General features: G+C 61.9%; 25 protein-coding genes. 15 read left to right on the forward strand and 10 right to left on the reverse strand.

Annotated elements, in window-relative coordinates; genetic code table 11:
* Window positions 1-184: 184 nt before the first annotated feature.
* Together PMI26_RS11585 and PMI26_RS11580 are read right to left on the reverse strand one after the other, a co-directional pair.
* A complete protein-coding gene (locus tag PMI26_RS11585; protein ID WP_007975740.1) occupies window positions 185-943 on the reverse strand; it encodes an HvfC family RiPP maturation protein in 759 nt (252 codons plus the stop codon).
* The gene (locus PMI26_RS11580; protein ID WP_007975741.1) at window positions 936-1,778 is read right to left on the reverse strand and encodes an HvfB family MNIO-type RiPP peptide maturase; all 843 of its coding nucleotides are present in this window, start codon (window positions 1,776-1,778) and stop codon (window positions 936-938) included. The genes PMI26_RS11585 and PMI26_RS11580 overlap by 8 nt, the downstream gene beginning before the upstream one ends.
* Before the next feature lie 434 nt (window positions 1,779-2,212).
* Between PMI26_RS11580 and PMI26_RS11575 the strand changes: the two genes are divergently transcribed.
* On the forward strand, window positions 2,213-3,259 hold the full coding sequence (locus PMI26_RS11575) for a class I SAM-dependent methyltransferase (protein ID WP_007975742.1): 1,047 nt from the start codon (window positions 2,213-2,215) through the stop codon (window positions 3,257-3,259).
* A gap of 129 nt (window positions 3,260-3,388) precedes the next feature.
* Window positions 3,389-4,231 carry an NAD-dependent protein deacetylase gene (locus tag PMI26_RS11570; RefSeq protein ID WP_007975744.1) on the forward strand — a complete coding sequence of 281 codons (843 nt, stop codon included), beginning with the start codon at window positions 3,389-3,391 and terminating at the stop codon, window positions 4,229-4,231.
* 120 nt (window positions 4,232-4,351) lie between these two features.
* On the opposite strand, the gene PMI26_RS11565 is transcribed toward PMI26_RS11570, so the two are convergent.
* Window positions 4,352-5,248 carry a LysR family transcriptional regulator gene (locus PMI26_RS11565; RefSeq protein ID WP_007975746.1) on the reverse strand — a complete coding sequence of 299 codons (897 nt, stop codon included), beginning with the start codon at window positions 5,246-5,248 and terminating at the stop codon, window positions 4,352-4,354.
* Between the two features lie 173 nt (window positions 5,249-5,421).
* Here PMI26_RS11565 and PMI26_RS11560 point away from each other — a divergent pair, with 173 nt between their 5' ends.
* From PMI26_RS11560 to PMI26_RS11540, 5 genes are all read left to right on the forward strand, one after another.
* Window positions 5,422-6,120 carry a CoA transferase subunit A gene (locus PMI26_RS11560; RefSeq protein WP_007975747.1) on the forward strand — a complete coding sequence of 233 codons (699 nt, stop codon included), beginning with the start codon at window positions 5,422-5,424 and terminating at the stop codon, window positions 6,118-6,120.
* Window positions 6,121-6,156: 36 nt separating this feature from the next.
* Entirely contained in the window at window positions 6,157-6,822 is a 666-nt protein-coding gene (locus tag PMI26_RS11555) for a CoA transferase subunit B (RefSeq protein WP_007975748.1), read from the forward strand.
* A gap of 11 nt (window positions 6,823-6,833) precedes the next feature.
* The gene (locus PMI26_RS11550; protein ID WP_007975749.1) at window positions 6,834-8,015 is read left to right on the forward strand and encodes an acetyl-CoA C-acetyltransferase; all 1,182 of its coding nucleotides are present in this window, start codon (window positions 6,834-6,836) and stop codon (window positions 8,013-8,015) included.
* Window positions 8,016-8,636: 621 nt separating this feature from the next.
* A complete protein-coding gene (locus PMI26_RS11545; RefSeq protein ID WP_033048002.1) occupies window positions 8,637-9,443 on the forward strand; it encodes a hypothetical protein in 807 nt (268 codons plus the stop codon).
* 172 nt (window positions 9,444-9,615) lie between these two features.
* Entirely contained in the window at window positions 9,616-10,182 is a 567-nt protein-coding gene (locus PMI26_RS11540; protein WP_007975751.1) for a hypothetical protein, read from the forward strand.
* Window positions 10,183-10,185: 3 nt separating this feature from the next.
* Here the strand turns inward: PMI26_RS11540 and PMI26_RS11535 are convergent, their stop codons facing one another.
* The 3 genes from PMI26_RS11535 to PMI26_RS11525 all read right to left on the reverse strand — a co-directional run bounded on the left by PMI26_RS11535 (window position 10,186) and on the right by PMI26_RS11525 (window position 13,181).
* On the reverse strand, window positions 10,186-10,902 hold the full coding sequence (locus tag PMI26_RS11535; RefSeq protein ID WP_007975752.1) for an alpha/beta hydrolase: 717 nt from the start codon (window positions 10,900-10,902) through the stop codon (window positions 10,186-10,188).
* A gap of 182 nt (window positions 10,903-11,084) precedes the next feature.
* A complete protein-coding gene (locus PMI26_RS11530) occupies window positions 11,085-12,197 on the reverse strand; it encodes a succinylglutamate desuccinylase/aspartoacylase family protein (protein WP_007975753.1) in 1,113 nt (370 codons plus the stop codon).
* A 204-nt stretch (window positions 12,198-12,401) separates the two neighbouring features.
* The gene (locus PMI26_RS11525) at window positions 12,402-13,181 is read right to left on the reverse strand and encodes an ABC transporter substrate-binding protein (RefSeq protein ID WP_007975754.1); all 780 of its coding nucleotides are present in this window, start codon (window positions 13,179-13,181) and stop codon (window positions 12,402-12,404) included.
* 330 nt (window positions 13,182-13,511) lie between these two features.
* Between PMI26_RS11525 and PMI26_RS0129700 the strand changes: the two genes are divergently transcribed.
* A complete protein-coding gene (locus tag PMI26_RS0129700) occupies window positions 13,512-14,153 on the forward strand; it encodes a type 1 glutamine amidotransferase (RefSeq protein ID WP_033048000.1) in 642 nt (213 codons plus the stop codon).
* A 173-nt stretch (window positions 14,154-14,326) separates the two neighbouring features.
* Here the strand turns inward: PMI26_RS0129700 and PMI26_RS11520 are convergent, their stop codons facing one another.
* Complete coding sequence (locus tag PMI26_RS11520; RefSeq protein WP_007975757.1) at window positions 14,327-14,761, reverse strand: rhodanese-like domain-containing protein; 435 nt, start codon at window positions 14,759-14,761, stop codon at window positions 14,327-14,329.
* A gap of 101 nt (window positions 14,762-14,862) precedes the next feature.
* On the opposite strand from PMI26_RS11520, the gene ftrA reads away from it, so the two are divergent.
* Entirely contained in the window at window positions 14,863-15,849 is a 987-nt protein-coding gene (gene ftrA, locus PMI26_RS11515; RefSeq protein ID WP_007975759.1) for a transcriptional regulator FtrA, read from the forward strand.
* Window positions 15,850-15,956: 107 nt separating this feature from the next.
* Here ftrA and cobF read toward each other — a convergent pair whose 3' ends face one another.
* Window positions 15,957-16,712 (reverse strand): precorrin-6A synthase (deacetylating), encoded by a 756-nt coding sequence (gene cobF, locus PMI26_RS11510; protein ID WP_007975760.1) that lies wholly within the window; start codon window positions 16,710-16,712, stop codon window positions 15,957-15,959.
* Window positions 16,712-17,284 (reverse strand): histidine phosphatase family protein, encoded by a 573-nt coding sequence (locus tag PMI26_RS11505; RefSeq protein WP_007975761.1) that lies wholly within the window; start codon window positions 17,282-17,284, stop codon window positions 16,712-16,714. The genes cobF and PMI26_RS11505 overlap by 1 nt, the downstream gene beginning before the upstream one ends.
* A 730-nt stretch (window positions 17,285-18,014) precedes the next feature.
* Here PMI26_RS11505 and PMI26_RS11500 point away from each other — a divergent pair.
* From PMI26_RS11500 to PMI26_RS11490, 3 genes are all read left to right on the forward strand, one after another.
* Window positions 18,015-19,031 carry an arginine N-succinyltransferase gene (locus PMI26_RS11500; protein ID WP_007975762.1) on the forward strand — a complete coding sequence of 339 codons (1,017 nt, stop codon included), beginning with the start codon at window positions 18,015-18,017 and terminating at the stop codon, window positions 19,029-19,031.
* Between the two features lie 55 nt (window positions 19,032-19,086).
* A complete protein-coding gene (astA, locus tag PMI26_RS11495) occupies window positions 19,087-20,121 on the forward strand; it encodes an arginine N-succinyltransferase (RefSeq protein ID WP_007975763.1) in 1,035 nt (344 codons plus the stop codon).
* A 142-nt stretch (window positions 20,122-20,263) separates the two neighbouring features.
* On the forward strand, window positions 20,264-21,133 hold the full coding sequence (locus PMI26_RS11490) for an isocitrate lyase/PEP mutase family protein (RefSeq protein WP_007975765.1): 870 nt from the start codon (window positions 20,264-20,266) through the stop codon (window positions 21,131-21,133).
* Between the two features lie 172 nt (window positions 21,134-21,305).
* On the opposite strand, the gene PMI26_RS11485 is transcribed toward PMI26_RS11490, so the two are convergent.
* Window positions 21,306-22,379, reverse strand: coding sequence for a diguanylate cyclase (locus PMI26_RS11485; RefSeq protein WP_007975766.1), 1,074 nt, complete (start codon window positions 22,377-22,379; stop codon window positions 21,306-21,308).
* Between the two features lie 198 nt (window positions 22,380-22,577).
* On the opposite strand from PMI26_RS11485, the gene PMI26_RS11480 reads away from it, so the two are divergent.
* The 3 genes from PMI26_RS11480 (at window position 22,578) to hglS (ending at window position 26,538) form a co-directional block, all read left to right on the forward strand.
* Window positions 22,578-24,032 (forward strand): flavin-containing monooxygenase, encoded by a 1,455-nt coding sequence (locus PMI26_RS11480; RefSeq protein WP_007975768.1) that lies wholly within the window; start codon window positions 22,578-22,580, stop codon window positions 24,030-24,032.
* Window positions 24,033-24,054: 22 nt separating this feature from the next.
* Window positions 24,055-25,011: an alpha/beta fold hydrolase gene (locus tag PMI26_RS11475; RefSeq protein ID WP_007975769.1), complete on the forward strand. Its 957-nt coding sequence runs from the start codon at window positions 24,055-24,057 to the stop codon at window positions 25,009-25,011.
* 120 nt (window positions 25,012-25,131) lie between these two features.
* Entirely contained in the window at window positions 25,132-26,538 is a 1,407-nt protein-coding gene (gene hglS / locus PMI26_RS11470) for a 2-oxoadipate dioxygenase/decarboxylase HglS (RefSeq protein ID WP_007975770.1), read from the forward strand.
* The last annotated feature ends 219 nt before the right edge of the window (window positions 26,539-26,757 follow it).

A 26,757-nucleotide genomic window follows, 5' to 3' on the forward strand; every position in this document is an offset into this window, starting at 1 on the left:
CGAAGCGAAGCCGACCGGAGGGCAATGCCCCCGGATGAATACCGCAGCGAAGGAACCCCGAGCCTCAGCGAGGGGCCGTACGTAAGGGGCGAGCGCTTTTGGTTACTTTTAAGGCGCTTGTTAAAAGTGACTCGCCGTAAGGGCGAAACCGCCAGTCGCCGTTACCGAAGAAACGGATATGTACTCAATCAACAACCCCCAAAACCCCCTCCCCATGCATCTGCCGCAACAACCCCACCCCACCTTCCAGAAACTCCAAAGACCCCACCGCCCCAGCCTCCACCGCCACCCCCTGCAACAGCTCACGCCCGGTCAACTCGGGAAGCTCGCCAACAAGCAGCAACAACCGCCACGCCAACGGACTCAACTCGGAAAACCTGACACTCCAGTCTTCGGCCCGACGCACCAGCAACAGCGTCGGCTGAGCCGGCAAAACGTCCGGCTGATAATCCGGCCCCACCCGTTGCACCGGCCAGGCATACGCCAACGGCCAGGCCAGCGGCGACACCTGCAAGGGCCGATCCAGCAACAACGCCGCGTCACCCGCAGCCACAGGCTCGGCGTCGGACTGTTGCAGCGCCATTTCCACCCACTCGTAATGCGCCAGCTCCACCATGAACGGTGGCCACGAACCATCGGCCAACGCCTGAGGTTCACTGGCAAGAAACTCGACAAACTCCTGGGCGATCTCACCGAATTTCGGCGTGCGGGCGCGGTAGTCCCGCAGAAAAATCCGCACCAGCGAACGCCAATCCTCATCGCCCAGAATCGTCACCAGGACCGGAAAGGTTCCGCTGAGCAATGAAGACAGGTTGGCGAACACCAGATCGCGGTAAACCTGTGCCCGGGCAGGGTCCATTTCGGTGGGTGGCGCGTTGTGTTCAGGGTCGCGCAGGTACAGGCCCATGGTGGTTTGTTGCTGCACAAGGCTCGACTTATCCACAGTTCACGCCCTCCTGTTGCAAGCGGCGAATGGTCTGCAATTCCGCCACCAGTTCGGCGAATGCCGGAAAATTGAAATCGCGCTCCAGCAAGGTCGGTTGAACACCGAACCGGGCGTAGGCCTGGGCCAGCAACGACCACACCGCCGGCTTCACCGAAGCGCCATGGGTATCGATTTTCAAGGTGTCGGACTCATCGAAATGCCCGGCAATATGCATGGCCACCACCCGTCCCGCATCGATACCGGCGAGAAACGCCTGGGGATCGAAACTGTGGTTGATCGAGTTGACGTAGACGTTGTTGACGTCCAGCAACAGGTCGCAATCAGCCTCGCGCAGCACCGCATTGGTGAACGTCACCTCGTCCATGTCCTGCTGGGGCGCGGCGTAGTAAGAAACGTTTTCCACCGCCAGGCGCCGACCGAGGATGTCCTGGGCCTGGCAGATACGCGCGGCGACGTGGTGCACCGCTTCTTCGGTGAACGGCAGCGGCAACAGGTCGTACAGGTGACCGTCATCGCTGCAATAGCTCAAATGCTCGCTGTACAGCGGCACGTGGTAGTGATCGAGAAAACCCCGGACTTCCTGCAAAAAGCCGACGTCCAGCGGCGACGGCCCGCCCAGGGACAGGGACAGCCCGTGACAGGACAACGGATAACGCTCGGCCAGCGCCCGTAGCGCCGCACCATGGGCGCCACCGATGCCGATCCAGTTTTCTGGCGCGACCTCCAGAAAGTCGAAACTGCCGACAGGGGCCGCTTGCAGGTCTTTGAGTAAACCGCGACGCAGGCCAAGCCCGGCGCTGGCCTTGGCTACGGGGGGAATGGATGTCTGCATGGTATCGATCTCGCCTGTGTCCAAGGGCGCGGGCCGGTGCCCGCCATGAGGCACAGTTAATCGAAGGGGTGTATCGGGACTGTGTTTGGCCAGCCCCTAAAGTTGCTCGGGACTGTATCGAAAGGCAGGTTGGATACAGTGAGATACATCACGCCCTACTGTGGGAGCGAGCCTGCTCGCGAAAGCGTTTTTACAGGCGAAAAGCCTTTGCCTGAGCCACCGCGTTCGCGAGCAGGCTCGCTCCCACAGGGTCCAGTGTCGGTCAGGAACATATTGCTTTCGTCGCGCCAGACCCCGCGGTACAAGGCCCGAACTAAACTTACTGCACGCAGGACCCGCTTGGTGCCCTGCACATCCCCACGACCACCGCCCAGCGGCGCATGCCTCGCCAAACGATGCCTCTGGACCGTGATCCTGCCAAAGGAGCACACGTGATGGACGAGGCCAGACTCAACGACTTCATGGGCAAACTGGTGAATGACATGGGCGGCGCGGCGATGCTCGCCAACGTCATCCTCGGCGAAGAGCTCGGCCTGTACCGGGCGATGGCCGACAGCCAGCCCATCACCCCCGAAACCCTTGCCGAGAAAACCGGCTGCAACACCCGCCTGCTGCGCGAATGGCTCAGCGCCCACGCCGCCTCCGGCTACATGGAACACCGCGACGGCCAGTTCCGCCTGCCCGAAGAGCAAGCCCTGGCCCTGGCCATCGAAGACTCTCCGGTCTATATCGCCGGGGGCATAGGCGTGGTCGCGTCGTTTTTCCACGACAAGGACAAGCTGGTCAACGCCATGCGCGGCAACGGCGCCCTGCCCTGGGGCGAGCATCACCCGTGCATGTTCAGCGGTACCGAGCGTTTCTTCCGCCCTGGGTACAAAGCCCATTTGATCGCCGAATGGTTGCCGGCCCTCGACGGTGTGGTGGCCAAACTGGAAGCCGGGGCCAAAGTGGCGGACATCGGCTGCGGTCACGGCGCCTCGACGGTGATCATGGCCCAGGCATTTCCGGATTCGCGCTTCGTCGGCTTCGACTACCACGCGCCCTCCATTACCGTCGCCACCCAACGGGCCGAAGAAGGCGGTGTGTCCGACCGGGCCAAGTTCTTCCAGGGCACAGCAAAAAGCTACCCCGGCAACGACTATGACCTGGTCTGCTACTTCGACTGCCTGCACGACATGGGCGATCCGGTGGGCGCGGCCAGACATGCCTATGAATCGTTGAAGGAGGACGGCACGGTGCTGCTGGTCGAGCCCTACGCCAATGACTTGCTCGACGACAACGTCAACCCGGTCGGACGCCTGTTCTACGCCGCCTCGACCTTCATTTGCACGCCGAACTCGCTGTCCCAGGAAGTCGGCCTCGGGCTGGGTGCCCAGGCCGGTGAAGCGCGGTTGCGCAAGGTGTTCAGCGAGGCCGGGTTCAGCCGTTTTCGTCGGGCCACAGAGACGCCGTTCAACCTGATTCTGGAGGCACGCAAGTAAACACCGCCTCCCGTCTTCTGCAGGAGCGAGCGTGCTTGCGAAAAGCGCGAGCACGCCGCGGGGTGTCAGGCTTACAGTGTTATCGTTGACGACCATCGCGAGCAAGCTCGCTCCTACAGGTTTTCCAGCATGCTCGACAGCCTGATCCACGAACAACTCGAGCGCCTCCATCAACGCATGGCCGACGCGCCGTTTGCAGTGCTGACCGGGGCCGGCATCAGCACACCGTCGGGCATCCCCGATTATCGTGACAATCAGGGCGTGCGACGGGGCCGGCAGCCGATGATGTACCAGGAGTTTCTCTCCGCCCCGGAGTCCCGGCGCCGCTATTGGGCGCGGGCGATGCTCGGCTGGCCACGGGTGCGCCTGGCGCAGCCGAACGTGGCCCACGACACCCTGGCCCGGCTGCAGGGTACGCGACAGATCAGCGGGTTGATCACCCAGAACGTCGACACCCTGCATGACCAGGCCGGCAGCCATGACGTGATCGAACTCCACGGCAGTTTGCACCGGGTGTTGTGCCTCGATTGCGGCAGGCTTTGCGAGCGCGACTCGATCCAGCGCTTGATGGAAACCCGCAACCCCTACCTGGCCGGCGTCGACGCGGTACAGGCGCCGGATGGCGACACCCTGCTCGACGCGGCCTTCGAGGCCCGTTTCCAGGTCCCGCATTGCCCGCATTGCGCCGGGGAACGGATGAAGCCGGATGTGGTGTTTTTTGGTGAAAACGTCGCGCACGCCACGGCGGCCAAGGCGATGGCGGCCGTTGAACAGGCTGCCGGGTTGTTGGTGATCGGGTCTTCGTTGATGGCCTATTCGGCGTTTCGCTTGTGCCGGGCGGTGGTGGATCAGGGCAAGCCGTTGATCGCGATCAACCTGGGCAAGACCCGGGCGGATGACATTCTGGATATGAAGATCGAGGGGGCGTGCGAGCAGCTCTTACCCTTGTTGGCCCAACGCCTATCTTCCTGATCAACCCAGAAAACTGTGGGAGCGGGCTTGCCCGCGATGGCGGCGAGTCAGTCAACATAGATGTTGAATGTGCAGGCCTCATCGCGAGCAAGCTCGCTCCCACAGGGGCCGGCGCTCATGTCAGAGAAGCTTTTCCCCAAATTTTTCCTCCTTCAGCACATCAAACAACGCCTGCGCCGCCGCCGACAGCTCCCCCCCGGGCAACGTCAACACACCAAGCGCCCGCTCCACCACCGGATCGCGCAAGGTAATGCAGCGCGCGCCCAGCTCACGCATCTGCCCGGCACACAAGGCCGGCACTGCGCTCACGCCCAGGCCGCTGGCGACCATGCGTCCGACCGTCGCCAGTTGATGGCTTTCAAACTCCACGGACAGCTTCATGCCGCGGGCCTGCAGGTGCTCTTCAAGCATGACCCGCACGGTGGAAGGTCGCTGCAAGGTAATGAACGGCTCCTTGAGCAGAGTCTGCCAATCGATGTCATCAAGTCCGGCCAGCGCCGAATCCAGGGGCACCACCGCCACGAATCGATCGATGTACAACGGCGTGAATTGCAGCGGCGAACTCTGGGTCGGCTCGAACGCCACCCCCAGTTCAACCTGGCGGTCACGGACCATTTCCAGCACCTGCTCGTTGATCACGTCATTGACCGTCACGTTGACGTTCGGGTAACGGGCGCGGAAGGTCTTGAGGATCGGCGGCAGCAGGTTGCCGGCGAACGACGGCATCGCCGCCAGGGTCACGCGACCGCGCTGCAGGGTGAAGCGTTGACGCAGCTCGTCCTCGACATTGTCCCAGTCGGCGATCAACCGGCGCGCCAGCGGCACCAGGGATTCGCCTTCGGCGGTGAGCGCCACGTTGCGCGTGTTGCGGGTGAACAGGCGTCCGCCAAGGCCCTCTTCCAGCGCCTTGATGGTCAGGCTCAGGGCCGATTGCGACAGGTGCAGGCGTTCACAGGCCACGGCAAAGCTAAGGCTCTGGGCCACGGCGAGAAAGGCGCGGATCTGCTTAATGGTCATGTTCGCTTCGCTTCCAGTTGTAAGCTACAAGCCTGGAGCTGCAAGAAAGCAGCGGTTTGTTGAGTTTTATCTATTAATCAACCGTAAAAATCAACTTAACAAATGAATACTTCGGCGAGACACTCTTTCCCATTCGGCTAGCCAGCCGCCCACAAAGAATAAAAGAGGTGCATATGGCAGGTTTCGACAAGCGCGTGAGTTCCTACGAGGAAGCTCTGGCAGGTCTTGAAGACGGCATGACCGTGATCGCTGGCGGCTTCGGCCTGTGTGGCATCCCGGAAAACCTGATCGCCGAGATCAAGCGCAAGGGCACTCGCGACCTCACCGTCGTCTCCAACAACTGCGGCGTCGACGGTTTCGGCCTCGGCGTACTGCTGACCGACCGCCAGATCAGCAAAGTGGTGGCGTCCTACGTCGGCGAAAACAAGCTGTTCGAAGAGCAGCTGCTCAAGGGCGAAATCGAAGTCATCCTGACCCCGCAAGGCACCCTCGCTGAGAAAATGCGCGCGGGCGGCGCTGGCATTCCGGCCTTCTTCACCGCCACCGGCGTGGGCACTCCGGTTGCCGAAGGCAAGGAAGTGCGTGAATTCCATGGCCGCAAGTACCTGATGGAAGAGTCCATCACCGGCGACTTCGCCATCGTCAAAGGCTGGAAAGCCGACCATTTCGGTAACGTGATCTATCGCCACACCGCCCAGAACTTCAACCCGCTGGCCGCCACTGCCGGCAAGATCACCGTGGTCGAAGTCGAGGAAATCGTCGAACCCGGCGAGCTGGACCCGGCGCAGATCCACACCCCTGGCATCTACGTCGACCGGATCATCTGCGGCACGTTCGAGAAGCGCATCGAACAGCGCACCGTGCGTAAGTGATCCCCTGCCCCCGGACCGAATGAAGGAATAACGATAATGGCACTTTCCCGCGAACAAATGGCTCAACGCGTCGCCCGCGAAATGCAGGACGGCTTCTACGTGAACCTGGGCATCGGCATTCCGACCCTGGTCGCCAACTACATCCCTGAAGGCATGGAGGTCATGCTGCAGTCGGAAAACGGCCTGCTGGGCATGGGTCCGTTCCCGACTGAAGAAACCATCGATGCCGACATGATCAACGCCGGCAAACAAACGGTGACCGCGCGCATCGGCGCTTCGATCTTTTCCTCGGCCGAGTCCTTCGCGATGATCCGCGGTGGTCATGTCGACCTGACCGTACTGGGCGCCTTCGAAGTGGACGTGCAAGGCAACATCGCCTCGTGGATGATCCCCGGCAAGCTGGTCAAGGGCATGGGCGGCGCGATGGACCTGGTGGCCGGCGCAGACAACATCATCGTCATCATGACCCACGCGTCCAAGGACGGTGAGTCCAAGCTCCTGTCGCAATGCAGCCTGCCGCTGACCGGCGCCGGTTGCATCAAGCGCGTGCTGACCGACCTCGCCTACCTGGAAATCGAAAATGGCGCATTTGTCCTCAAGGAACGCGCACCTGGCGTCAGTGTCGAGGAAATCGTCGCCAAGACCGCTGGTAAACTGATCGTCCCGGACCACGTTCCGGAAATGCAGTTCGCTGCCCAGTGAGGAATCATTCCATGCAAGAAGTCGTCATTGTTGCCGCCACGCGCACCGCGATCGGCAGTTTCCAGGGTTCCCTGGCCAATGTTTCTGCCGTTGACCTGGGCGCTGCGGTGATCCGCCAGTTGATGGCGCAAACCGGCCTGGACCCTGCGCAAGTCGATGAAGTGATCATGGGCCAGGTGCTGACCGCCGGCGCCGGGCAGAACCCTGCGCGCCAGGCCGCGATCAAGGCCGGCCTGCCCTTCGCCGTACCGGCCATGACCCTGAATAAGGTCTGCGGTTCGGGCCTCAAGGCCCTGCACCTGGGCGCCCAGGCAATTCGCTGCGGCGATGCCGAGGTGATCATCGCCGGCGGCCAGGAAAACATGAGCCTGGCCAACTACGTCATGCCCGGCGCGCGCACCGGCCTGCGCATGGGCCACGCGCAGATCGTCGACACCATGATCAGCGATGGCCTGTGGGACGCGTTCAACGACTACCACATGGGTATCACCGCCGAGAACCTGGCCGAGAAGTACAGCCTGACTCGCGAGCAGCAGGACGCGTTCGCTGCCGCCTCGCAACAGAAAGCCGTAGCCGCCATCGAAGCCGGGCGCTTCGTCGATGAAATCACCCCGATCCTGATCCCGCAGCGCAAGGGCGATCCGCTGTCCTTCGCCACCGACGAGCAGCCACGGGCCGGCACCACCGCCGAATCCCTGGGCAAACTCAAGCCGGCCTTCAAGAAGGACGGTTCGGTGACCGCCGGCAACGCTTCGTCGCTGAACGACGGTGCCGCCGCCGTGATCCTGATGAGCGCCGACAAGGCCAAGGCCCTGGGCCTGCCGGTACTGGCGAAAATCGCGGCCTACGCCAACGCAGGCGTTGACCCGGCGATCATGGGCATCGGCCCGGTGTCGGCCACCCGTCGTTGCCTGGACAAGGCCGGCTGGAACGTCGACCAGCTTGACCTGGTTGAAGCCAACGAAGCCTTCGCCGCGCAATCTTTGGCGGTGGCCAAGGACCTGGAATGGGACTTGAACAAGGTCAACGTCAACGGCGGCGCCATCGCCCTGGGCCACCCGATCGGTGCTTCGGGTTGCCGCGTGCTGGTGACCCTGCTGCATGAAATGCTCAAGCGTGATGCCAAAAAAGGCCTCGCCACCCTGTGCATCGGTGGCGGTCAGGGCGTGGCACTGGCGCTCGAACGGGCTTAAAGCGTTCAACAGACGGCGCGGGGACCCACGAAGATCCGTCGCTGTCTGGACAACTGTGGCGAGGGGGCTTGCCCCCGTTGGGTTGCGCAGCAGCCCCAGAATCTCGGCAATAGTCGAGTACTTTGGGAGTGCTTCGCACTCCAACGGGGGCAAGCCCCCTCGCCACATCCTGGTTTTTTTATCCCCGTTTTTTCAGGTGGACCGCGTCATCGTTCTTCGCGAGCAAGCCCGCTCCCACAGTGGACCGCGCTCGTCTGGACAACTCGGTCAAATGTGGGAGCGGGCTTGCTCGCGAAGGGGCCCGACGAGTCACCCCAAAAACTGCAGAATCAACCCACTGTCCGCCCCCACTGATCACCACAAAGCAAAGTCTACGCAGCCATGCCCAGCTTCTGCTGCCCTGAAAGCCTGGCAGCTCAACATTACAAGCAGCCACAGACCATGGCGCAGCGGTGGTTCATGGCAGGTTGGCCTCCTCGCAGATGCCCAGGAAACGTAGGCGAAAAAGATCCTTTCGTACAAATTCCGAAGGCTTCATGTATACAAAATCCGCATACAGATAAAGCAATCTGGCCGATGCAATGTTACCGTTGCCACCTCACACAGGTCGGAGACATGCGCGTGTTGATCCTCAAACTGCTGGTAATCCCAGGCTTCCTGCTGCTGATTTCCCTGGCTGGCAAACGCTGGGGACCGAGCGTGGCCGGCTGGTTGTCGGGGTTGCCGGTGGTGGTCGGGCCGATCCTGTTGTTCCTTGCTCTTGAGCAAGGCCAGGCGTTCGCTGCGCAATCGGCCACTGCAGCACTGTCGGCCATGTTCGCGATGATTGCGTTTTGCGTGACCTACGCCCAGGTCGCACAACGGACCGGATGGCCACTGGCGTTGATGACCTCGCTGTCGGTCTGGGCGCTGGTGGCGGTTGTCCTGTCGCTGATTCCGGGATCCCTGGTGTTTTCGCTGTGCGCCGCTGCGACCGCGCTGCTCGCCGCGCCTTATCTTTTCCCCCCCGTGCAACCGGTGCTCAGTGGCCCGGGGCCGAAATCCGACAAGCTTGTGCTGCGCATGGTGGCCGGTGCATTGCTCACCCTGGTCGTGACGCTGCTGGCCAGCACCGTTGGCGACCGCTGGAGTGGCCTGTTGGCGGTGTTCCCGGTGTTGGGCAGCGTGATGGCGGTGTTCTCCCAGCAAACCCGTGGCCCGGCCTTTACCGCCGCGTTGCTGCGCGCCACCGCCACCGGCATGTACTCGTTCGCCGCCTTCTGCCTGGTGTTGGCGCTGACCCTGCCGACGATGGGAATGAACGCTTTTGTGCTGGGCATCGCGGTGTCGGTGGCCATGCTGGGTGTGACAAAGCGTCTGCTGGCGCGGCCGGTTGGCCCGACGACGGGCGCTGGAGGAACCGTCAAAGCACCGAAACACGTTCGATGAGGTACGTCGGAAAGAATGCAGGGGGCCGCTTCGCGGCCCAGCGGGAGCAAGACTCCCTCACCACAGGAAAGCGACCTCACCGCAAGTGACCGCTCGTTACGGCAGGCTGGAATGCAGCACAACCTCCGTGGGATGATCGCGCCCCACCGCGCGCCCATCCCTGGAGATTCCGATGTCTTTGTTGAGTAAAAAAGCCCTTGTCCTGCTGTTGGCAGCCGCTACCGGCCTGGGGGCTTTGAATGCGCAGGCCGCCAAGGCCACTTCCAGCGATGCGCCAGCCCGGAAAGTTTCGATGCTCGGCAGCAAATTCACCTTCAACCTGCCCAAGGGTTTCATCGCCAACCCGCTGCCGGCCAGCCCGGACGGTGCCAGCGGCACCCTGTACAGCAATGAAACCACCAAGACCGTGGTGATCGCCGCTGAAAACACCCTGCCCAACGGCATCAGCGTCAAGGACAACGATGGCGGGTTTCTCGACGGCACCGTGGCCGACTTCGATGCGGCGCAACACAAGTCCCTGCCCGACTACAACAAGCTCAGCGAGAAAACCCTCACCCAGAAATCCGGGCTGGGCCTGCGCCAGATCGACGGCACTGCCACGCAAGGCGGTGGCATGACCCTCACCACCACACTGATGGCCGCCTCCGGCACCCGCATGGCGGTGATCCAGGTGATTTCCCGCCCTGGCGACATGGCGGCCCATGAAACCCTGATCAAACAGATCGTCAGCGGAAAATAAGGCTCAGGGGTTAAGGCGCTGCAACCAGGCGCTCAAGTCCTGGATCTCTTCGGCGCTGATGTTGTGGCCGACACCGCGGTAGCCGTGAAACTCGGGGTCGAGTGACACGCTCTGCAACAGGCTGTTGGCCTCGGTACCGTCGCTGTAGGGAAGGCGTTTGTCCTGTTCGCCATGACCAATGAAAATCGCCAGCGACTGGCGCTTTTCATCCGGTTTTAGCTCGGACTTGAGCACCGGCAGAATCCGCCCGCTCAACGCCGCGATCCCGCCGAGCGCTTCGGGGTGCCGCAAGCCCACTTCGTAAGACATGATCGCACCCTGGCTGAACCCCACCAGGAACACCTTCTCCGGTTCGGTGTGATATTTCTTCGCGGCCTGTGCGACGAAGTCCAGCAACACCTGGCCGCTGGACTTCAAATCATCGGTCTCACCGTTGTAGGCCCCTTCGCCCTTCTTGCGGAACCACTGATAGCTGCCCGCCTCCATCACCAACGGCGCCTGCACCGACAGGTAGGTGTAGGACGCGGGCAAGTCATCCTTGATGCCGAACAGGTCCTGCTCGTTACTGCCGTAACCGTGAAGGAAAATCACCAGGGGTTGAGGGTTCGAATCGGTGGTGGCCTGCGCCAGGTACTTGAGTGGCAGGTCGGTTTGCAGCGGGGTCTGGGCGTGGACGGCAGTGGATGCCAACAGCGTGAGCAACGCGAGAATCTTCAACATGGGTCTTCCTTCACGGAATGCAGGATTCGCGCAAGAGCCTAACACTGGTCGGTTGGCAGGAACATCTCGGGTGTGGCGAATGCCGTCTTCGCGAGCAGGCTCGCTCCCACAAGGACCGCATTTCAAATGTGGGAGCGAGCCTGCTCGCGAAGAGGCCCGGACGGGCACTGAAAATTCCGAAGTCAGTCGTTGATCAGCTTCCCCACCCGAATCGGTTCACGCCCGGCGACTTTCGCCTGCCAGGTGCCTGGCTGGGTGTAGCGCCCACGGTCGATGGCGAACAGCACGCCACTGGTGCCGGCCTGCACGGTGGTGACCTTGTCGCTCAACGGGTCGACCACCTCGAACAGCGCATCGCCCTTCTCTACCCATTCCCCGGCCTCACGCAGGAAACTGACCACACCGTGATGCGGTGCGAACAGGTATTGGGTGCCTTCGAACGGCATGCCTTCACAGCAGTCGGCCGGTGCCGCCGGCCAGGTGCCGGAGATGAAACCCTGCTCGGCGAGGAAGCCGAGAATGGCCTCGCAATTGGCCTGGGCCTGGTCGACCCGGGTGTCCCCCATGCTGCCCAGCTCCAGCGTGGTCGCCAGGTTGGCCGGGGGAATCGCCGCCGCCGGGAACGCCCGGGCCAGGCGCAACCAGGGCGAAGAACAGGATTCGTCGAACGAGCTGCCGCCGGAGTCTTCACACAACAGCGCCACGCCAGCCTGCAAGCGCGCCGCCAGGGATCGCCATTGTGGCCAGTGCTGCGGCAACGCATAAATGTGGATCGCAGCGTCGAAATCGCAATGCAGGTCGAGGGTGATGTCGGCGTCGCAGGCATGGCGCAGCAACAGGCGATGCATGGCTTCCAGCTGCGATGCCGGCGCGGGCAAGTCGTCGAGCACCTGGCCCATGGTCTGGCGAATCAGCGCGATGTTGGCCTGGGCGTCGCTGCCGAGGCGATCACCGACCCGCTCGGCCACCGGCGCACTGAGTTCGACGAACGAGCGGTTGAAGTTCTTGCCGCTACCCAGCTCGAAACGCCCCATGTGGCTGCCTTGCAGGTGCTGGTCGAGGCCAATGGGATTGGCCACCGGCACCAGTTCGATCACGCCGTTCAACTGTCCCTGCTGTTCAAGTTCGATCAGGCGCTTCTTCAACTCCCAGGCCGTGCGCATGCCCGGCAATTCGTCGGCGTGCAGGCTGGCCTGGATGTACACCTTGCGCGGGCCCGCGCCATAACGAAACACGCTGAGGGTGCGCTCAGTGCCCAGGTGGCTCCAGGGCAGTTTGTGATCGATGCGTTGCATGGACGGACTCCTGATGTCTGCACGGTGAAATCACCTGTGGGAGCGAGCCTGCTCGCGAAAGCGTCAAGCCAGACAACATGGATGTTGAATGTACCGGCGCCTTCGCGAGCAGGCTCGCTCCCACAGGAATCTTTGTGCTGAAAATGATTGCACAAAAAAAATGGCAACCGCGTCTGACGGTTGCCACTTTTCCAAACGGCTGGATTACTCGCCGTAAACGTCAAACTTGAAGTACTTGTCCTGCACTTGCTTGTACTTGCCGTTGGCGCGGATTTCGGTGATGGCTTTGTTGAACTGCTCGGCCAGGGCGGTATCGCCCTTGCGCACGGCAATGCCGGCGCCGCCACCGAAGTACTTCGGATCGTTGTACTCAGGGCCGACGAAGGCAAAACCTTTACCGGCGTCGGTTTTCAGGAAACCGTCGTCCAGGTTGACCGAGTCGGCCAGCAGTGCGTCGATGCGGCCGGAGACCATGTCCAGGTTGGCTTCCTGCTGGGAGCCGTAGCGCACCAGGACAATCCCTGCCGGTTGCAGCACTTCAGTGGCGAAGCGGTCGTGGGTACTGGCGCGCAGTACACCGACTTTCTTGCCCTTGAGTTCAGTCAGCGGGTCCTTGACGTCGGTGCCTTCCTTCATCACGAAGCGCGCCGGGGTGTGGTAGTACTTGATGGTGAAATCGACGTTCTTCTTGCGGTCGTCCGTGATGGTCATGGAAGACAGGATGGCGTCGATTTTCTTGACCTTCAGCGCAGGGATCAGGCCGTCGAACTCTTGTTCGACCCAGGTGCACTTGACCTTCATCTGCTCGCACAGGGCATCGCCGATGTCCACGTCGAAACCGGTGAGTTTGCCGTCAGGGGTTTTCATCGAAAATGGCGGGTAGCCGGCTTCGATGCCGATGCGGATCGGCTTGGCGTCGTCAGCCACGGCGGTCAGGGACAACATCGACAGTGCCAGGGCACCGAACATCACTAGCTTCTTCATTTATAACTCCTGTGTGCGGAGGCTTTTATTGGCAGCTTCGATTGGCAGCGTTCGGTCTTCGCTTTGTGAGCGGGAACCGAAGTGGCCGGCAGTCTAGAGCGGCTACAGGCGGGTAAATTACGCCAAGGCGACAAATATTTATAAAAAAGTGGCACCAGGATCGAGTCATTGCGGTGCATTCGCCATGACGGCGCAACGTCTTTCGGACAGATCGCGTTTTCAGACCAGGACTACAGCTCTTTCGGCGCCAACCGACGTACCGGGCCGACTGGCGATACCGAGTGTTTTACGGCACATTGGGCACCCTTGCGTCCCATCGAGAGTAGCCCGATGCCCACGTTGAACCTGATCCAGCATCACCCCGCCGAAGGCCCGGGTGCCATAGCCGTTTGGGCCGAGTCCAGAGGGCTGACGCTGAAGGTGTTTCGCGCCGACCTGGGGCAGTTGCCGCCCGTCAGCGCCGATCCGGTGATCCTGTTGGGCGGGCCTTATGAATCCAATGCCGGCCCGGCCTGGCTTGCGGCCGAACGGCAATGGCTCAAAGGCAGTCTGGATCTGGGCGGGGCCGTGTTCGCCATCTGCCTGGGGGCTCAGTTGTTGGCGTTGAGTCTGGGCGGCCATGTACGGCGCATGGACCGGAGCGAAACCGGATGGACCATGGTGAGCTTTATGAATGGGCAAGCGCTGAAGGTGCTCGAGTGGCACGAAGACGCCATCGACCTGCCGCCCGGCGCGCAGTTGTTGGCCAGCAGCGAGCACTGTGTGCAGCAGATGTACCGCGCCGGGCCGGCGCGGCTGGGGTTGCAGTTTCATCCGGAGTGGAACGCCGAGTCGGTGGTTATGCTCAATGCGCATTTTGGCGAGGAGTCGCCGTTGCCGCGGGGGCCGCAGGACGGTGCGGATTACGCAACGGTGGCCGTGTGGCTGGAGGCGACACTCGATGAGTGGTGGGCGGCCACTGCCTGTCGGTGATGTAGATCAAAGCACATTCCTGTGGCGAGGGGGCTTGCCCCCGTTGGGTTGCGCAGCAACCCCAGAATCTAACTAATAGTCGAGAGTTTTGGGAGCGCTTCGCACTCCAACGGGGGCAAGCCCCCTCGCCACAGGCAAGCCCCCTCGCCACAAAGATCAACAGTGTTTGAAGGTCAGCATTCGCAACCGATCACTTCACGGGCCGGCCGCTGCTCAGTGACACTCAACTCAAACCCTTCATCCAGCCACCCGGTCACGCCGCCGATCATCTCCTTGACCGGATAACCCAGGGCCGCCAGCTTCACCGCCGCCTTGTTGGCGCCGTTGCAGTGAGGCCCGGCGCAGTAGACCACGAACAAACTGTGTTTCGGATAACCGGCCAAACCTTCGGCGGTCAGCAAGCGCCCGGGAATGTTGATCGCTCCCGGTACATGCCCGCGCTCGAACGCCAGCGGGCCACGCACATCCACCAGAATGAAATCGACTTCGCCAGCCTGCTGGCTGCCGTAGACGTCGGAACAATCGGTCTCGAACGTCAGACGGTTGCTGAAATGCATCAGGGCGATGGCCGATGGGGCGGCGGGAATTTCGCGAACCAGACTGGTCATGGGCTGTACTCCAAAGAGGCGATGGGTGTGGGGAGACTTTATCCGCCAGGCACTTGCGGCTACAGTGGCGCACAAGACACCGATCGGGAATTTTCCGCCAAATGCATCCCAACCCAGCCAAGGTCGCGATTCTGGTCTACGACGGCCTCTGCACATTCGAGTTCGGCATTGCCGTGGAGATCTTCGGCCTGCCACGCCCTGAGTTTGATTTCCCGTGGTACGAACATCGTATCGTCGCCGTCGATCAAGGCCCGATGCGTGCCATGGGCGGCATCCAGGTTCTGGCCGACGGCGGCCTGGAATTGCTCGCCGACGCCCGCACCATCATCATTCCCGGCTGGCGCGACCGCAGCGCCACGGTCCCCGCAGAGCTCATCGACGCCCTGCGCCAGTCCCATGCCCGGGGCGCACGGTTACTGTCGATCTGCTCCGGGGTGTTCGTCCTCGCCGCCACCGGGTTGCTCGACGGGCACGGTGCGACCACGCACTGGCGCTACACCTCGGAACTGGCCGAGCGGTTTCCCGGCATCCTGGTGGACCCGGACGTGCTGTATGTCGATTCGGGCCAATTGATCACCTCCGCCGGCAGCGCGGCCGGCATCGATGCCTGCCTGCATCTGGTGGCCCGGGATTTCGGCACGCAAGTGGCCAATTCCGTGGCGCGGCGCCTGGTCATGTCGCCGCAACGCAGCGGCGGCCAGGCGCAATTCATTCCGACGCCGGTCAGTCCCACACCACGTAGCGATCTTTCCCGCGTCATGCAGTGGGCACGTGAGCGCTTGCACGAACCGCTGGAAGTGCGCGACCTGGCCAGCGAAGCCGCCATGAGCGAACGCACCTTCCTGCGTCGCTTCACCGAAGCCAGCGGCCAGTCACCGAAAACCTGGTTGCAGCAGCAACGTCTGGGCCGCGCCCGCGAGCTGCTGGAAAGCAGCGACCAGAACACCGAGCAGATTGCCGAACGTTGCGGTTATCGCTCGGTGGAAAGTTTTCGGGTGGCCTTTCGAACCGTGGTTGGCGTGCCGCCTTCGGTGTATCGGGAGCGGTTTGGGCGTGGGGGCAGTGCTTTACCTTCGGTTGGCCTTTAAGACGCCTTCGCGAGCAGGCTCGCTCCCACACGGATGGTGTGAACACTGAAAGTCCACTGTGGGAGCGAGCCTGCTCGCGAAGGCGTCAGCCCTGTCAACTCAAGCTCTCAAGGCTTGCGCAACAGATAGGTATCCATGATCCAGCCATTGGCCAGCCGCGCCGCCTTGCGCACCCGTTCGATTTCATCCGCCACATCCTTGAGCTTGCCGCTGATCAGGATTTCATCCGGCGTCCCCAGATAGGCCCCCCAGTAAATTTCGGTGTCCCGGTCCGCCACCTGATGGTAGGCATCCTGGGCATCGAGCATCACCACCAGGCTGTCGGCATCGCTCACCTGCCCTGCCGCCAACCGCCGGCCCGTGGTGATTTCAACGGAGCGGCCAATCTGGTTGAGCGCCACCTTGTGCTGTGCCGCCAGGGCCTGGACGCTGGTAATGCCGGGGATCACCTCGAACTCGAACGCGCTGGCGCCCGAGGCCTGGATCGCCTGAAGGATACGGATTGTGCTGTCGTACAGCGCGGGGTCGCCCCACACCAGGAAACCACCACACTGGTCGTCGGACAGTTCTTCATTGATCAGCCGTTCGAAGGTCTGCTGTTTGGCCAGGTTCAAGTCGTCGACACTGCTCCTGTAGTCCACCTCACCGCGCTCGCGCTCAGGACTGTGGGCCTGGACAAAACGGTAATCGAGGTCGGTGATGTAGCGTTCGCAGATTTCGCGCCGCAAGTCGATGAGCTTGTCTTTGCTCTCGCCCTTGTCCATGAGGAAAAAAACGTCAACCTGATTCAGCGCCTTCACCGCTTGCATCGTGATGTAGTCGGGATTGCCGGCGCCGATGCCGATGACCAGGAGTTTTTTCATCACAGCAGGTCCTCGGGGTCGGTACCCGGCAAGCGCAACCGCCAGCGGCCATGGAACCTCAACTCGACCGCCGACAGGGGTTCGACGTCGATCATGTCGGATGCCGCACCCTGCAACACCTGCGTCAGCGCGGCGCGGATGACAAAGGGATGGGTAATGGCAACGATGTGTCCGGGTGTCGATTGCAACGCGGTCAACCACGCCCCCACCCGCTCGCCCAGTTGCACCAGCGACTCGCCACCGTGGGGAGCCGAAGCCGGATCCCCCAGCCAATGCTCGAGGGCCCCGGGATCGTTTTTTTGCAGGTCGCCGATGCGCTCACCGCCCCAACGCCCGAAGTCGCAGTCCTTCAACGCATCGACAATTTCCGGAGCACTGCTGAAAAGCTCAGCAGTTTGCCGGGTGCGCAGTTCCGGACCGCAGACAAGGCGTGGAACGCCCTTGAACTGATTGCAACGGGAAAGCCTGAGCGCTTGCCAATCCATCTCCAGTGGTTCGTCCAATGGAAAACGCGCCAGTTTCTGTGCGACGGTTCTAGCGTGACAAATCAGGGTTAAACGGGTCGCCTGCACCGGCAATCACTCCAGGGATGGAAAGGAACAACGGCGTCAGGGGACTGCCATCGCGCAATTGTGCCGCAAGAAAGCAGGCCTTGGGGGTAATGCCGATCAGTTAAGCCCCGGACATTGTGGGAGCGAGCTTGCTCGCGATGGCAGACGGTCAGGCACCCCTTGTTTGACTGTCCAGCCGTCATCGCGAGCAAGCTCGCTCCCACAAGGTTTGCGGTGATCAAACGCTTAACTGACTGGCATTAGGCCTTGGGGGCGTTTAATTTTTCTGTTTGAAGCGGACTCCTTCAGGCATTTCCTGGCAGATTTTCTGTTATCGCTGACTGCAACTCAGGCAATGGCCTACAAGACTTTGCGACATCGGCGTAGCCCTTTGCTGCAGGCACTTCGCCCCTTTTTCGGGCACGACCGGACCACGCGAAAATTAACTAGACAGGCAGTACGCGATAATTAAATACTCTTTTCAACGGACTGTTAAAACATGTGCCACGCTCATCCAGCAGGAGCCCGGATGCCCTTTCTCCAATACCCGATCAATGTGCCAGGCCCGGCAACGCCTGCGGCCGAGCCGTCCGTCCCTCGTTTAATGCAGGCAATCCCAGCAAGCATCTGACAAGAAAAAGAGTGGCGCCTGACAACGATCAGATGTCCACCGAATAAATGTATGGAAAAACCGACAGTGATAGTCAGGTTCGGCTCAAACCGCCGGATCGTTTGATACAGGAGTGTCTCCATGCTGGTCTTGCGTCCAGTCGAGTTGGCTGACCTGCCAAGGTTGCAGAAGCTGGCTCGTGAAAGCCTGGTGGGCGTCACATCCCTGCCCGACGATAGCGAACGGTTGCGCGAAAAAATTCTCGATTCCTGTGCCTCGTTCGAGAAAGACGTCGAGGGTCATGGCCCGGAAAACTATTTCTTTGTCCTCGAAGACCCGGCGACGCAGCACCTGGTCGGCTGTTCGGAAATTCTCGCCACGGCGGGGTACGGCGAGCCGTTCTACAGCCTGCGCAACCGGCACTTCACCAGTGCCTCGCGGGAACTGAACATCGAGCACGGTGTACCGGCCTTGTCGTTGTGTCACGACCTAAGTGGCCACACGTTGCTGCGCGGCTTCCATATCGATGCCGCGCGGGTACGCACCGCCCATTCCGAACTGCTGTCGCGGGCGCGCCTGTTGTTCATCGCTGCCCACCCCCGGCGTTTTTCCACAACGGTGATCACCGAAATCGTCGGCTACAGCAGTGATGAAGGACACTCGCCATTCTGGGATGCCGTGGGCAAGCATTTCTTCGACCTGCCCTACGTCGAGGCCGAACGGCTTTGCGGCCTGCAGAGCCGCACCTTTCTTGCCGAACTGATGCCGCAGTATCCGATTTACGTGCCCATGCTGCCGAAAGCGGCACAGGACTGCATCGGCAGCATCCACCCCGATGGCCAGGAAGCCTTCGATATCCTCGAGCGTGAAGGCTTCGAAACCAACAGCTACATCGATCTGTTCGATGGCGGCCCGACGCTCTATGCGCGCACCTCGGGCATTCGGTCCATCGCCCACAGCCAGTGCGGCCTCACGCAGCCTGGCCCGGTGATCGATGCCCGGGGCAGCTTTCTGGTGAGCAACGAGTCCCTGACGGATTATCGGGCCATCGTCGCCGATCTTGATTACATCGCCGGGCAACCTGTCATGCTGGATGCGGCCATGTGCACGGCGCTGAAGGTCACCGAAGGCAGCCCGGTCAGGCTGATCGCCCTGTGAGTGCCCGCCTGGGTCAACGCCAACGCCCGAACACCCATGAACAAGGAACAGCCGCATGATTGTCCGTCCGGTCCAGATCACCGACCTGCCCGCCTTGTTCACGCTGGTGCGTCAGGCCAGCCCCGGACTCACCAGCCTGCCGGCCGACGAAGAACGCCTGGCCTACCGGATCCGCTGGGCCCAACGCACTTTCGCCGGGCAGGTCGATCGGGCCGATGCCGATTACCTGTTCGTGCTCGAGGACGACGAGCAGCAAGTGGTGGGTGTCAGCGCCCTGACGGGTGGAATCGGTCTGCGCGAGCCCTGGTACAACTACCGGGTCGGGCTGACGGTCAGTGCTTGCGCGGACCTGGGTATCCAGCGCCAGATCCCGACCCTGTTCCTGAGCAACGAATTGACCGGGCAATCGGAAGTCTGCTCGTTGTACCTGCGCCCCGACCAGCGCCGGGGAAGCAACGGCCGTTTGCTTTCGCTCGGGCGTTTGTTGTTCGTGGCCGAATTTACGCAGCTGTTCGGCAACCGGCTGATCGCCGAATTACGCGGCAGTACCGACGAACGAGGCGGCTCACCATTCTGGGACAGCCTTGGCCGGCATTTTTTCAAGATGGATTTCAGCCATGCCGATCACTTGTCCGGGCTGGGCAACAAATCGTTCATCGCCGAACTCATGCCACGCCAGCCGCTGTACACCTGCCTGCTCACCGAACAGGCCCAGGCGGTGATCGGTAAGCCCCACCCGAACACCGAGCCGGCCCTGAAAATCCTCAGCGCCGAAGGTTTTGCCCACAACGGCCATATCGATATCTTCGACGGCGGACCGGTCATCGAGGCCCCGGTTTCCGGTATCCGCACCGTGTGCGACAGCCGACCGCTGCAACTGGCCATCGGCTCGCCGGACGCCAACGATCCGCTCTGGCTCATTCACAATCGACGCCTGGAAAACTGCCGCATTACCTGCGTCCCGGCCCGACTGTCGGGCAACAGCCTGGTGGTCGATCGCCTGACCGCCAAGCGCTTGCAACTGCAGCCCGGCGACTCGGTACGCGCCGTGCTGCTGCTCAACCAGCAGCACCAGGCCGCAGCGGCGTGACCTATCAGCTTGCTGCCTCAGGCGTCAATCCGGCTTACCCAGCAAATTCGTCATCATTCTCCCCCTGCGCGCGTGATAGCCTTTTATTTCTTCGGCGTTGACACTTTTGCTCAAGCCCTTCCATTCCATTGGTGGAACTCATATGTCCAGGCTTTCCCATCAAGATTTGCGCCGTAACTTTCGCCAACTGTTCGCTTCCAACACCTGCTACCACACGGCCTCGGTGTTCGACCCGATGTCGGCGCGCATCGCCGCCGACCTGGGCTTCGAAGTCGGGATCCTGGGTGGCTCGGTCGCTTCGCTGCAGGTGCTGGGCGCCCCCGACTTTGCCCTGATCACTCTCAGCGAGTTCGCTGAACAGGCCACCCGCATCGGCCGCGTTGCCCAGTTGCCGGTGATTGCCGATGCCGACCACGGCTACGGCAACGCGCTCAACGTCATGCGCACCATCGTCGAGCTCGAACGCGCCGGCGTCGCTGCGCTGACCATCGAAGACACCTTGCTGCCCGCGCAGTTCGGCCGCAAATCCACCGACCTGATCACGGTCGCCGAAGGCGTCGGCAAGATCCGCGCGGCACTGGAAGCCCGCTGCGATAAGGAAATGGCGATCATCGCCCGCACCCACGCCGGGATTCTGCCGGTGCAGGAAATCATCAGCCGCACCCGGCAATACCAGCAAGCCGGGGCCGACGGGATCTGCATGGTGGGCGTCAAGGACTTCGACCATCTGGAGCAGATCGCCGAGCACCTGAGCGTGCCGCTGATGCTGGTGACCTACGGCAACCCGCTGCTGCGTGACGACAAGCGCCTGGCCGAACTGGGTGTGCGCGTGACCATCGACGGCCATGGCGCCTACTTCGCCGCGATCAAGGCGACCTACGACAGCCTGCGCGAGCAACGCCAGATCCTCACCCAGACGTCGGACCTGAGCGCGACCGAGCTGACTCACACCTACACGCAACCTGAGGAATACATCCGCTACGCGGAAGAGTTCATGAGCGTGAAGGAATGACGGTTTAACCCGACTCGCCGCCATCGTCGGATCGCCTGGTTCGCAGGTGCACACCAATGTTGGACTCGCCACAGACCCACTGTGGGAGCGGGCTTGCTCGCGAAGAGGCCATCACAGCCAACATCCCTGCCGCCTGACACTCCGCCTTCGCGAGCAAGCCCGCTCCCACAGGTCACGCCGAGTCGAGCAGTTCGCGATGGGGTTTGCCATTGCCGCAACAGATCACGCGGTTACGCCCGGTGGTCTTGGCTTCGTACAGCGCATGATCGGCGTCGTTGAGCCAAAGCGTCGCATCGGTGTGCGCCGGGTCGAATGACGCCAGGCCAATGCTCAGGCTGACTTTCAGCGCCGGACTCTGCTCGTAGCCCAGGGTGGCGAAGCGATCACGCAGGGCATCCATGAGCACCGCGGCGCGGTTCAGGGGCAGGTCCGGAAGGATCACGCAGAACTCGTCACCGCCGTAGCGCCCGGCCACATCGGTCGCTCGCAGGTTCTGCTTGAGCATTTTGCTCAACTGACGCAGGACGATATCACCGGCAACATGGCCGTAGGTGTCGTTGATGGCCTTGAAATGATCGATGTCGATCAGGGCAATCGCCCCGCCCTTTTGCTGGCGTTTGCAGCGCTGGAACTCGACTTCCAGCTGGTCCTTCCAGGCGCCATGGTTGAACAGGCCCGTCAGACTGTCGGTGCGGCTCAGTGCCAGCAGTTCACGCTTCTGGCGGCCGAGGGTATGGGCCTGGCGAAAGCAGATCCAGCCCAGCGCCAACGGGTACAGGCACAGCAAGGGCAAACAGGCATAGAGCTGCAGCGGGCTGGTCGCCGGAATGAACGCCGGGGCGAAAATCTGCAAACCGACGCCGATACCCAGCACTTGCGCGGCCGTCCCGGCCAGCAGGAAGCGCATGCCGCCGATGGCCACGTTGTTCATGGCCATCATGGAAATGGTGGTCGCGCTGGGCAATGGATTGAAATGCATCGCGGCAATCCAGAAGCCGCCGAGAAAGGCATCGATCAGCAGATTGCGGTGTTCGGCGTGATAAGGCTTTCTGGCCCGGCGCGCCCATTGATAAGCCACATGCGGCCAGACCAGGCCATTGAACCACATGAAACCCCAGACCCAGGGCGCCGGATCGAGTGGATACATCGCCGCGCTCACGCACACCAATCCCAGGGCCACCCCCAGGATTCGCGATGTATAGAGCCTCCTGGCCAATGAGAACGCCTTTCCTCCCGCTTTTTCCATAAGGCCTCTGTGCCACTCGACGGAATGCGATAACAGCCTGTGCCTGTGCGCTGGAGTCTATCAGGGCGAGATTAAATAGCCATCACCGGCTGGCGGGCTGAATATCGCGGCATCACCCTCGCATAAAAGCAAAAGCCTCACCCCGGAAACGGCTATACATGAAAGAAGGGGTTGATCAATGACCATAAGAGGAGGCCCATGCAGACCTTTCAAGTATTGATCATCGGCAGCGGGTTTGGCGGCCAATGTGCCGCAATCAATTTGCTCAAGGCCGGCATCGACGATTTTCGCCTGCTGGAGCGGCGGGATTTCTTCGGCGGCACCTGGTGCCAGAACACCTACCCCGGCGCGGCCGTCGACGTACCTTCGCCGCTGTATTCATTGTCTTTCGCACCCTATCGCTGGACGCAGATGTTCGCCGGACAGGCCGAGCTGCATCGCTACACCCGCCATGTAGTGGAACACTTCGGCCTGCGCGACAAGGTGGAACTGGACGCGAACGTCGAGCGCATCGAATGGGACGACACCAGCAAGCGCTGGACTGTCTACACCGCCGGCAAGGGCACGTATTGCGCGCAGTTCCTGATCAACGCGACCGGGCCGCTGAGCCAACCGGTGGTGCCGCACTTCGAGGGACAGGAGCGTTTTCAAGGTAAAACGTTTCACACCAACAACTGGGATCACGGCTACGACTATCGGGACAAACGCGTGGCCATCGTCGGCAGCGGCGCCAGTGCGGCCCAGGTGATACCGGCCATCGCCCCGGATGTGGGGCACTTGCATGTGTTCCAGCGCACGCCCCACTGGGTATTGCCCCGGGCCGACCGCAGCTTTGGCCGTTTCCAGCGCTGGCTGCTGGGACTCAAGCCGGCCTACAAACTGCTGCGCTGGGGGATCTACTGGCAGTTCGAAACCCGGGTGATTGCCTTCAAGTATTCGAAGCCGGCGATACACTTGGTCCAGCGCCAGGCCCTGCGTTTTCTCAAACGCCAGGTGCCGGACGCCGAACTGCGGCGTCAACTGACGCCGGACTACACCATCGGCTGCAAACGGGTGATCCTGTCCAGCACGCTGTACCCGGCACTGGCGCGGCGCAACGTGACGCTGCACAGCCGCGAGCAAGGCATCGCCGCCATCGACGAAACCGGCATCGTTACCCTGGACGGCCAGCACATCGACGTGGACCTGATCGTCTGGTCCACCGGCTACGACGCCACCGACGGGGTGATTTCCTACCCGGTCACGGGAAAAAACGGCACCCGTCTCAAGGAGGTCTGGGCGCAATACCCTCGGGCCTACCTCGGCACCGCCCTGCCCGACTTTCCCAACCTGTTTATCGTCACCGGGCCGAACACCGGGATCGGCCACACCTCGGCGCTGTTCATCATCGAATCGCAGATGAACTACATCCTCGACTGCATTCGCACGTTGAAGGCTCAAGGTTTACGCAGCATCGAAGTTCGCCATGAGGCAGAACGTACCTACACTGAAATGATCCACCGGGAAATGGAACGCACCGTGTGGAAGTCCGGTGGTTGCCACAGTTGGTATCAAAGCAAGAGCGGTCATGTGATTGCGATGTTTCCGGGGTTCAGTTTCAGCTTTCATCGCTTGACCCGAGCGCTGAAACCCGCCGATCACATTTTGTCCTGAGCAGATAGAAGGGAGACGCGTGATGCTTTTGTTGTTCGTGGTTCTCGCAGTGTTCGTCGCCTGGAGCTGGCTGACCTACCCGGCCATCGGCTACTGGCTCTATGACCTGAGCATGGCGGCCGAGGCCAAGCTGTACCGGCTGCACAAGATCGTCGTGCCCATCCCCGAGATGACCGTCTCTACCTGGCAAGGCGGGCCGTACGAGGCCACCAGCAGCGTGCTGATGCTCCATGGCTTCAGCGCCGACAAGAACCTCTGGTTGCGTTTCGCCCGGCACTTTGTCGGCAGCCACCGGGTGATCATCCCGGACATCGCCGGCCATGGCGAAACCGGCTTCAAGGCGGGCGGCGGCTACGACATACCGTTGCAGGCCAAGCGCATGATCCAGCTGCTGGACGTATGCGGCGTCGAGAAAGTCCATGTCATCGGCAACTCCATGGGTGGCTATATGGCGGCGTGGCTCGCGGCCAATTACCCGGAGCGCATTGTGTCCCTGGCCCTGATCGACCCGGCGGGGGTCACCTCGCCCGAGCCCAGTGACCTGGAGCGGCATTTGGCCAAGGGCCACAACCCGTTCCTGATTCATTCGCGGGAAGAATTCCAGCGTTTCTACGCCATGACCATGGCATCCCCGCCCTGGGTGCCGAAACTGGTGCTCGATGCCGTGGCCCAGCGCTATGAACAGTCCCGCGAGGAGCTGGAGGAAATCTTCCGCGACTTCCGTGCCAGCCCGCCGATGGAACCCCTCCTGCCCGACATCAGCGTCCCGTCGCTGTTGCTGTGGGGGCGCAAGGACCGGCTGATCGACGTCAGCAGCGTGGCGGTCTGGAGCAAAGGCATCGCCGACCTGCGCGTGTATATCTGGGACGCCATCGGGCACATGCCCATGGTGGAAGCGCCCTCCGGTTCGGCGCGGCTGTATCGGGAGTTTTTGGCATCACTGCGTTCGGAGAGTCCACAGGATCAACGGCTGCACTAGGTTTGCAGTCCTTTGCAGTCGTTTGCAGAATGAAGTTCGTCAGAAACTTCGTTTGTCGGCGTCGCTGAAGGCTGCGATCTTTTGCCCATCCTTTACGTCACCGCGCCAGGAATCCTGTTCATGAACCACCCGAGCTTCGTCAGCCCTGACCTGATCCGCCAACGCTTTTCCAAAGCGATGTCCGACATGTACCGCGAGGAAGTGCCGTTGTATGGCGCGTTGATGGGACTGGTGGAGCAGACCAACCGTCACGTGCTGCAAAGCGATCCGCAGATCCTCCGACAGCTCACCAGCACCGGCGAAATCGAGCGCCTGGACCTGGAGCGCCATGGGGCGATCCGCGTCGGTACGGCCGATGAACTGGCGACCCTGGCCCGCCTGTTCGCGGTGATGGGGATGCAACCGGTGGGTTACTACGACCTGACACCGGCCGGCGTGCCGGTACATTCCACGGCGTTTCGCGCAGTGCATGAAGCGTCGTTGCAGGTCAGTCCGTTCCGGGTGTTCACCTCGCTGTTGCGCCTGGAGTTGATCGAAGACCTGGAGCTGCGAGCGTTCGCCCAGTCGATGCTCGACCGGCGCTCGATCTTCACCGCCAAAGCCCTCACGCTCATCGAGCATGCCGAGTCCGAGGGTGGCCTGACCGACCCGCAAGCCCTGGAATTCGTCGAACAGGCCCTGGAAACCTTTCGCTGGCACCACAGCGCCACCGTCACCGCCGAGCAGTATCAGAAGCTCAGCGCCCAGCATCGGCTGATCGCCGACGTGGTGGCGTTCAAGGGCCCGCACATCAACCACCTGACTCCACGGACCCTGGACATCGACATCGTCCAGGCGCAAATGCCCGCCCACGGCATCACCCCCAAAGCGGTGATCGAAGGTCCGCCCCGCCGCCAGTGCCCGATCCTGCTGCGCCAGACCAGTTTCAAGGCCCTCGACGAGCCGATTGCCTTCACCGATCAGAACGAAGCTCGCGGCAGCCACAGTGCCCGCTTCGGCGAGATAGAACAGCGCGGTGCCGCCCTCACGCCAAAAGGCCGCGCACTGTACGACCGTTTGCTCAACGCCGCGCGGGACGAACTCAAGGACTTCCCCAACGAAGCCAACGCCGCGCGCTATAACGCCCTGATGGCGCAGCATTTCAGCGAGTTCCCTGACACCTGGGAAGGCATGCGCCAACAGGAGCTGGCTTACTTCCGCTACTTCGTGACGGAAAAAGGCCTGGCGGCGGGCGACCTGAAAAACGTCGCACTGGACGACCTGCTCGGCAGCGGTTACCTGCGGGTTGAACCGCTGGTGTACGAAGACTTCCTGCCGGTCAGCGCGGCGGGGATTTTTCAGTCGAACCTGGGGGACGCGGCGCAAACCCGGTACGGCGTGCACTCCAATCAGCAGGCGTTCGAAAAGGCCTTGGGGCGCTCGACGATCGATGAATTGGCGTTGTATGCCGAGAGCCAGCGGCGCTCGATCGAACAGTGTTTCGCCACGTTGGCCGATGTTGTTCAGGCCAATGAAAAACATGACTGAAGGGTTTGTCACCACTCAATAAAAAGGGCTCTTCACGCAATCCCGGGAAACACCGATAAGGCAACACCTGTAGGAGCCAGCTTGCTGGCGATGGACTCCAGAGCGCCGTGTTCATCCAGTTAACCCGCGTTATCGTTAACGCCCATCGCAGGCAAGCCAGCTCCCACAGGGGACCGTGCCCACGCTGAAACTGTAGGAGCCAGCCTGCTGGCGATGGAC

The organism is Pseudomonas sp. GM33, assembly GCF_000282295.1.
In the GTDB taxonomy this organism is placed as follows: domain Bacteria; phylum Pseudomonadota; class Gammaproteobacteria; order Pseudomonadales; family Pseudomonadaceae; genus Aquipseudomonas; species Aquipseudomonas laurylsulfatiphila.

Coding starts and splice junctions, on each gene's coding strand:
- hglS (WP_007975770.1), top strand. CDS start 25,132: ATGAACCACCCGAGCTTCGTCAGCCCTGACCTGATCCGCCAACGCTTT.
- PMI26_RS11555 (WP_007975748.1), top strand. CDS start 6,157: ATGGCACTTTCCCGCGAACAAATGGCTCAACGCGTCGCCCGCGAAATG.
- PMI26_RS11500 (WP_007975762.1), top strand. CDS start 18,015: ATGCTGGTCTTGCGTCCAGTCGAGTTGGCTGACCTGCCAAGGTTGCAG.
- PMI26_RS0129700 (WP_033048000.1), top strand. CDS start 13,512: ATGCCCACGTTGAACCTGATCCAGCATCACCCCGCCGAAGGCCCGGGT.
- PMI26_RS11490 (WP_007975765.1), top strand. CDS start 20,264: ATGTCCAGGCTTTCCCATCAAGATTTGCGCCGTAACTTTCGCCAACTG.
- PMI26_RS11475 (WP_007975769.1), top strand. CDS start 24,055: ATGCTTTTGTTGTTCGTGGTTCTCGCAGTGTTCGTCGCCTGGAGCTGG.
- PMI26_RS11575 (WP_007975742.1), top strand. CDS start 2,213: ATGGACGAGGCCAGACTCAACGACTTCATGGGCAAACTGGTGAATGAC.
- PMI26_RS11530 (WP_007975753.1), bottom strand. CDS start 12,197: ATGCAACGCATCGATCACAAACTGCCCTGGAGCCACCTGGGCACTGAG.
- PMI26_RS11520 (WP_007975757.1), bottom strand. CDS start 14,761: ATGACCAGTCTGGTTCGCGAAATTCCCGCCGCCCCATCGGCCATCGCC.
- PMI26_RS11570 (WP_007975744.1), top strand. CDS start 3,389: ATGCTCGACAGCCTGATCCACGAACAACTCGAGCGCCTCCATCAACGC.
- PMI26_RS11550 (WP_007975749.1), top strand. CDS start 6,834: ATGCAAGAAGTCGTCATTGTTGCCGCCACGCGCACCGCGATCGGCAGT.
- PMI26_RS11480 (WP_007975768.1), top strand. CDS start 22,578: ATGCAGACCTTTCAAGTATTGATCATCGGCAGCGGGTTTGGCGGCCAA.
- PMI26_RS11525 (WP_007975754.1), bottom strand. CDS start 13,181: ATGAAGAAGCTAGTGATGTTCGGTGCCCTGGCACTGTCGATGTTGTCC.
- PMI26_RS11560 (WP_007975747.1), top strand. CDS start 5,422: ATGGCAGGTTTCGACAAGCGCGTGAGTTCCTACGAGGAAGCTCTGGCA.
- cobF (WP_007975760.1), bottom strand. CDS start 16,712: ATGAAAAAACTCCTGGTCATCGGCATCGGCGCCGGCAATCCCGACTAC.
- PMI26_RS11565 (WP_007975746.1), bottom strand. CDS start 5,248: ATGACCATTAAGCAGATCCGCGCCTTTCTCGCCGTGGCCCAGAGCCTT.
- PMI26_RS11580 (WP_007975741.1), bottom strand. CDS start 1,778: ATGCAGACATCCATTCCCCCCGTAGCCAAGGCCAGCGCCGGGCTTGGC.
- PMI26_RS11485 (WP_007975766.1), bottom strand. CDS start 22,379: ATGGAAAAAGCGGGAGGAAAGGCGTTCTCATTGGCCAGGAGGCTCTAT.
- ftrA (WP_007975759.1), top strand. CDS start 14,863: ATGCATCCCAACCCAGCCAAGGTCGCGATTCTGGTCTACGACGGCCTC.
- PMI26_RS11535 (WP_007975752.1), bottom strand. CDS start 10,902: ATGTTGAAGATTCTCGCGTTGCTCACGCTGTTGGCATCCACTGCCGTC.
- astA (WP_007975763.1), top strand. CDS start 19,087: ATGATTGTCCGTCCGGTCCAGATCACCGACCTGCCCGCCTTGTTCACG.
- PMI26_RS11540 (WP_007975751.1), top strand. CDS start 9,616: ATGTCTTTGTTGAGTAAAAAAGCCCTTGTCCTGCTGTTGGCAGCCGCT.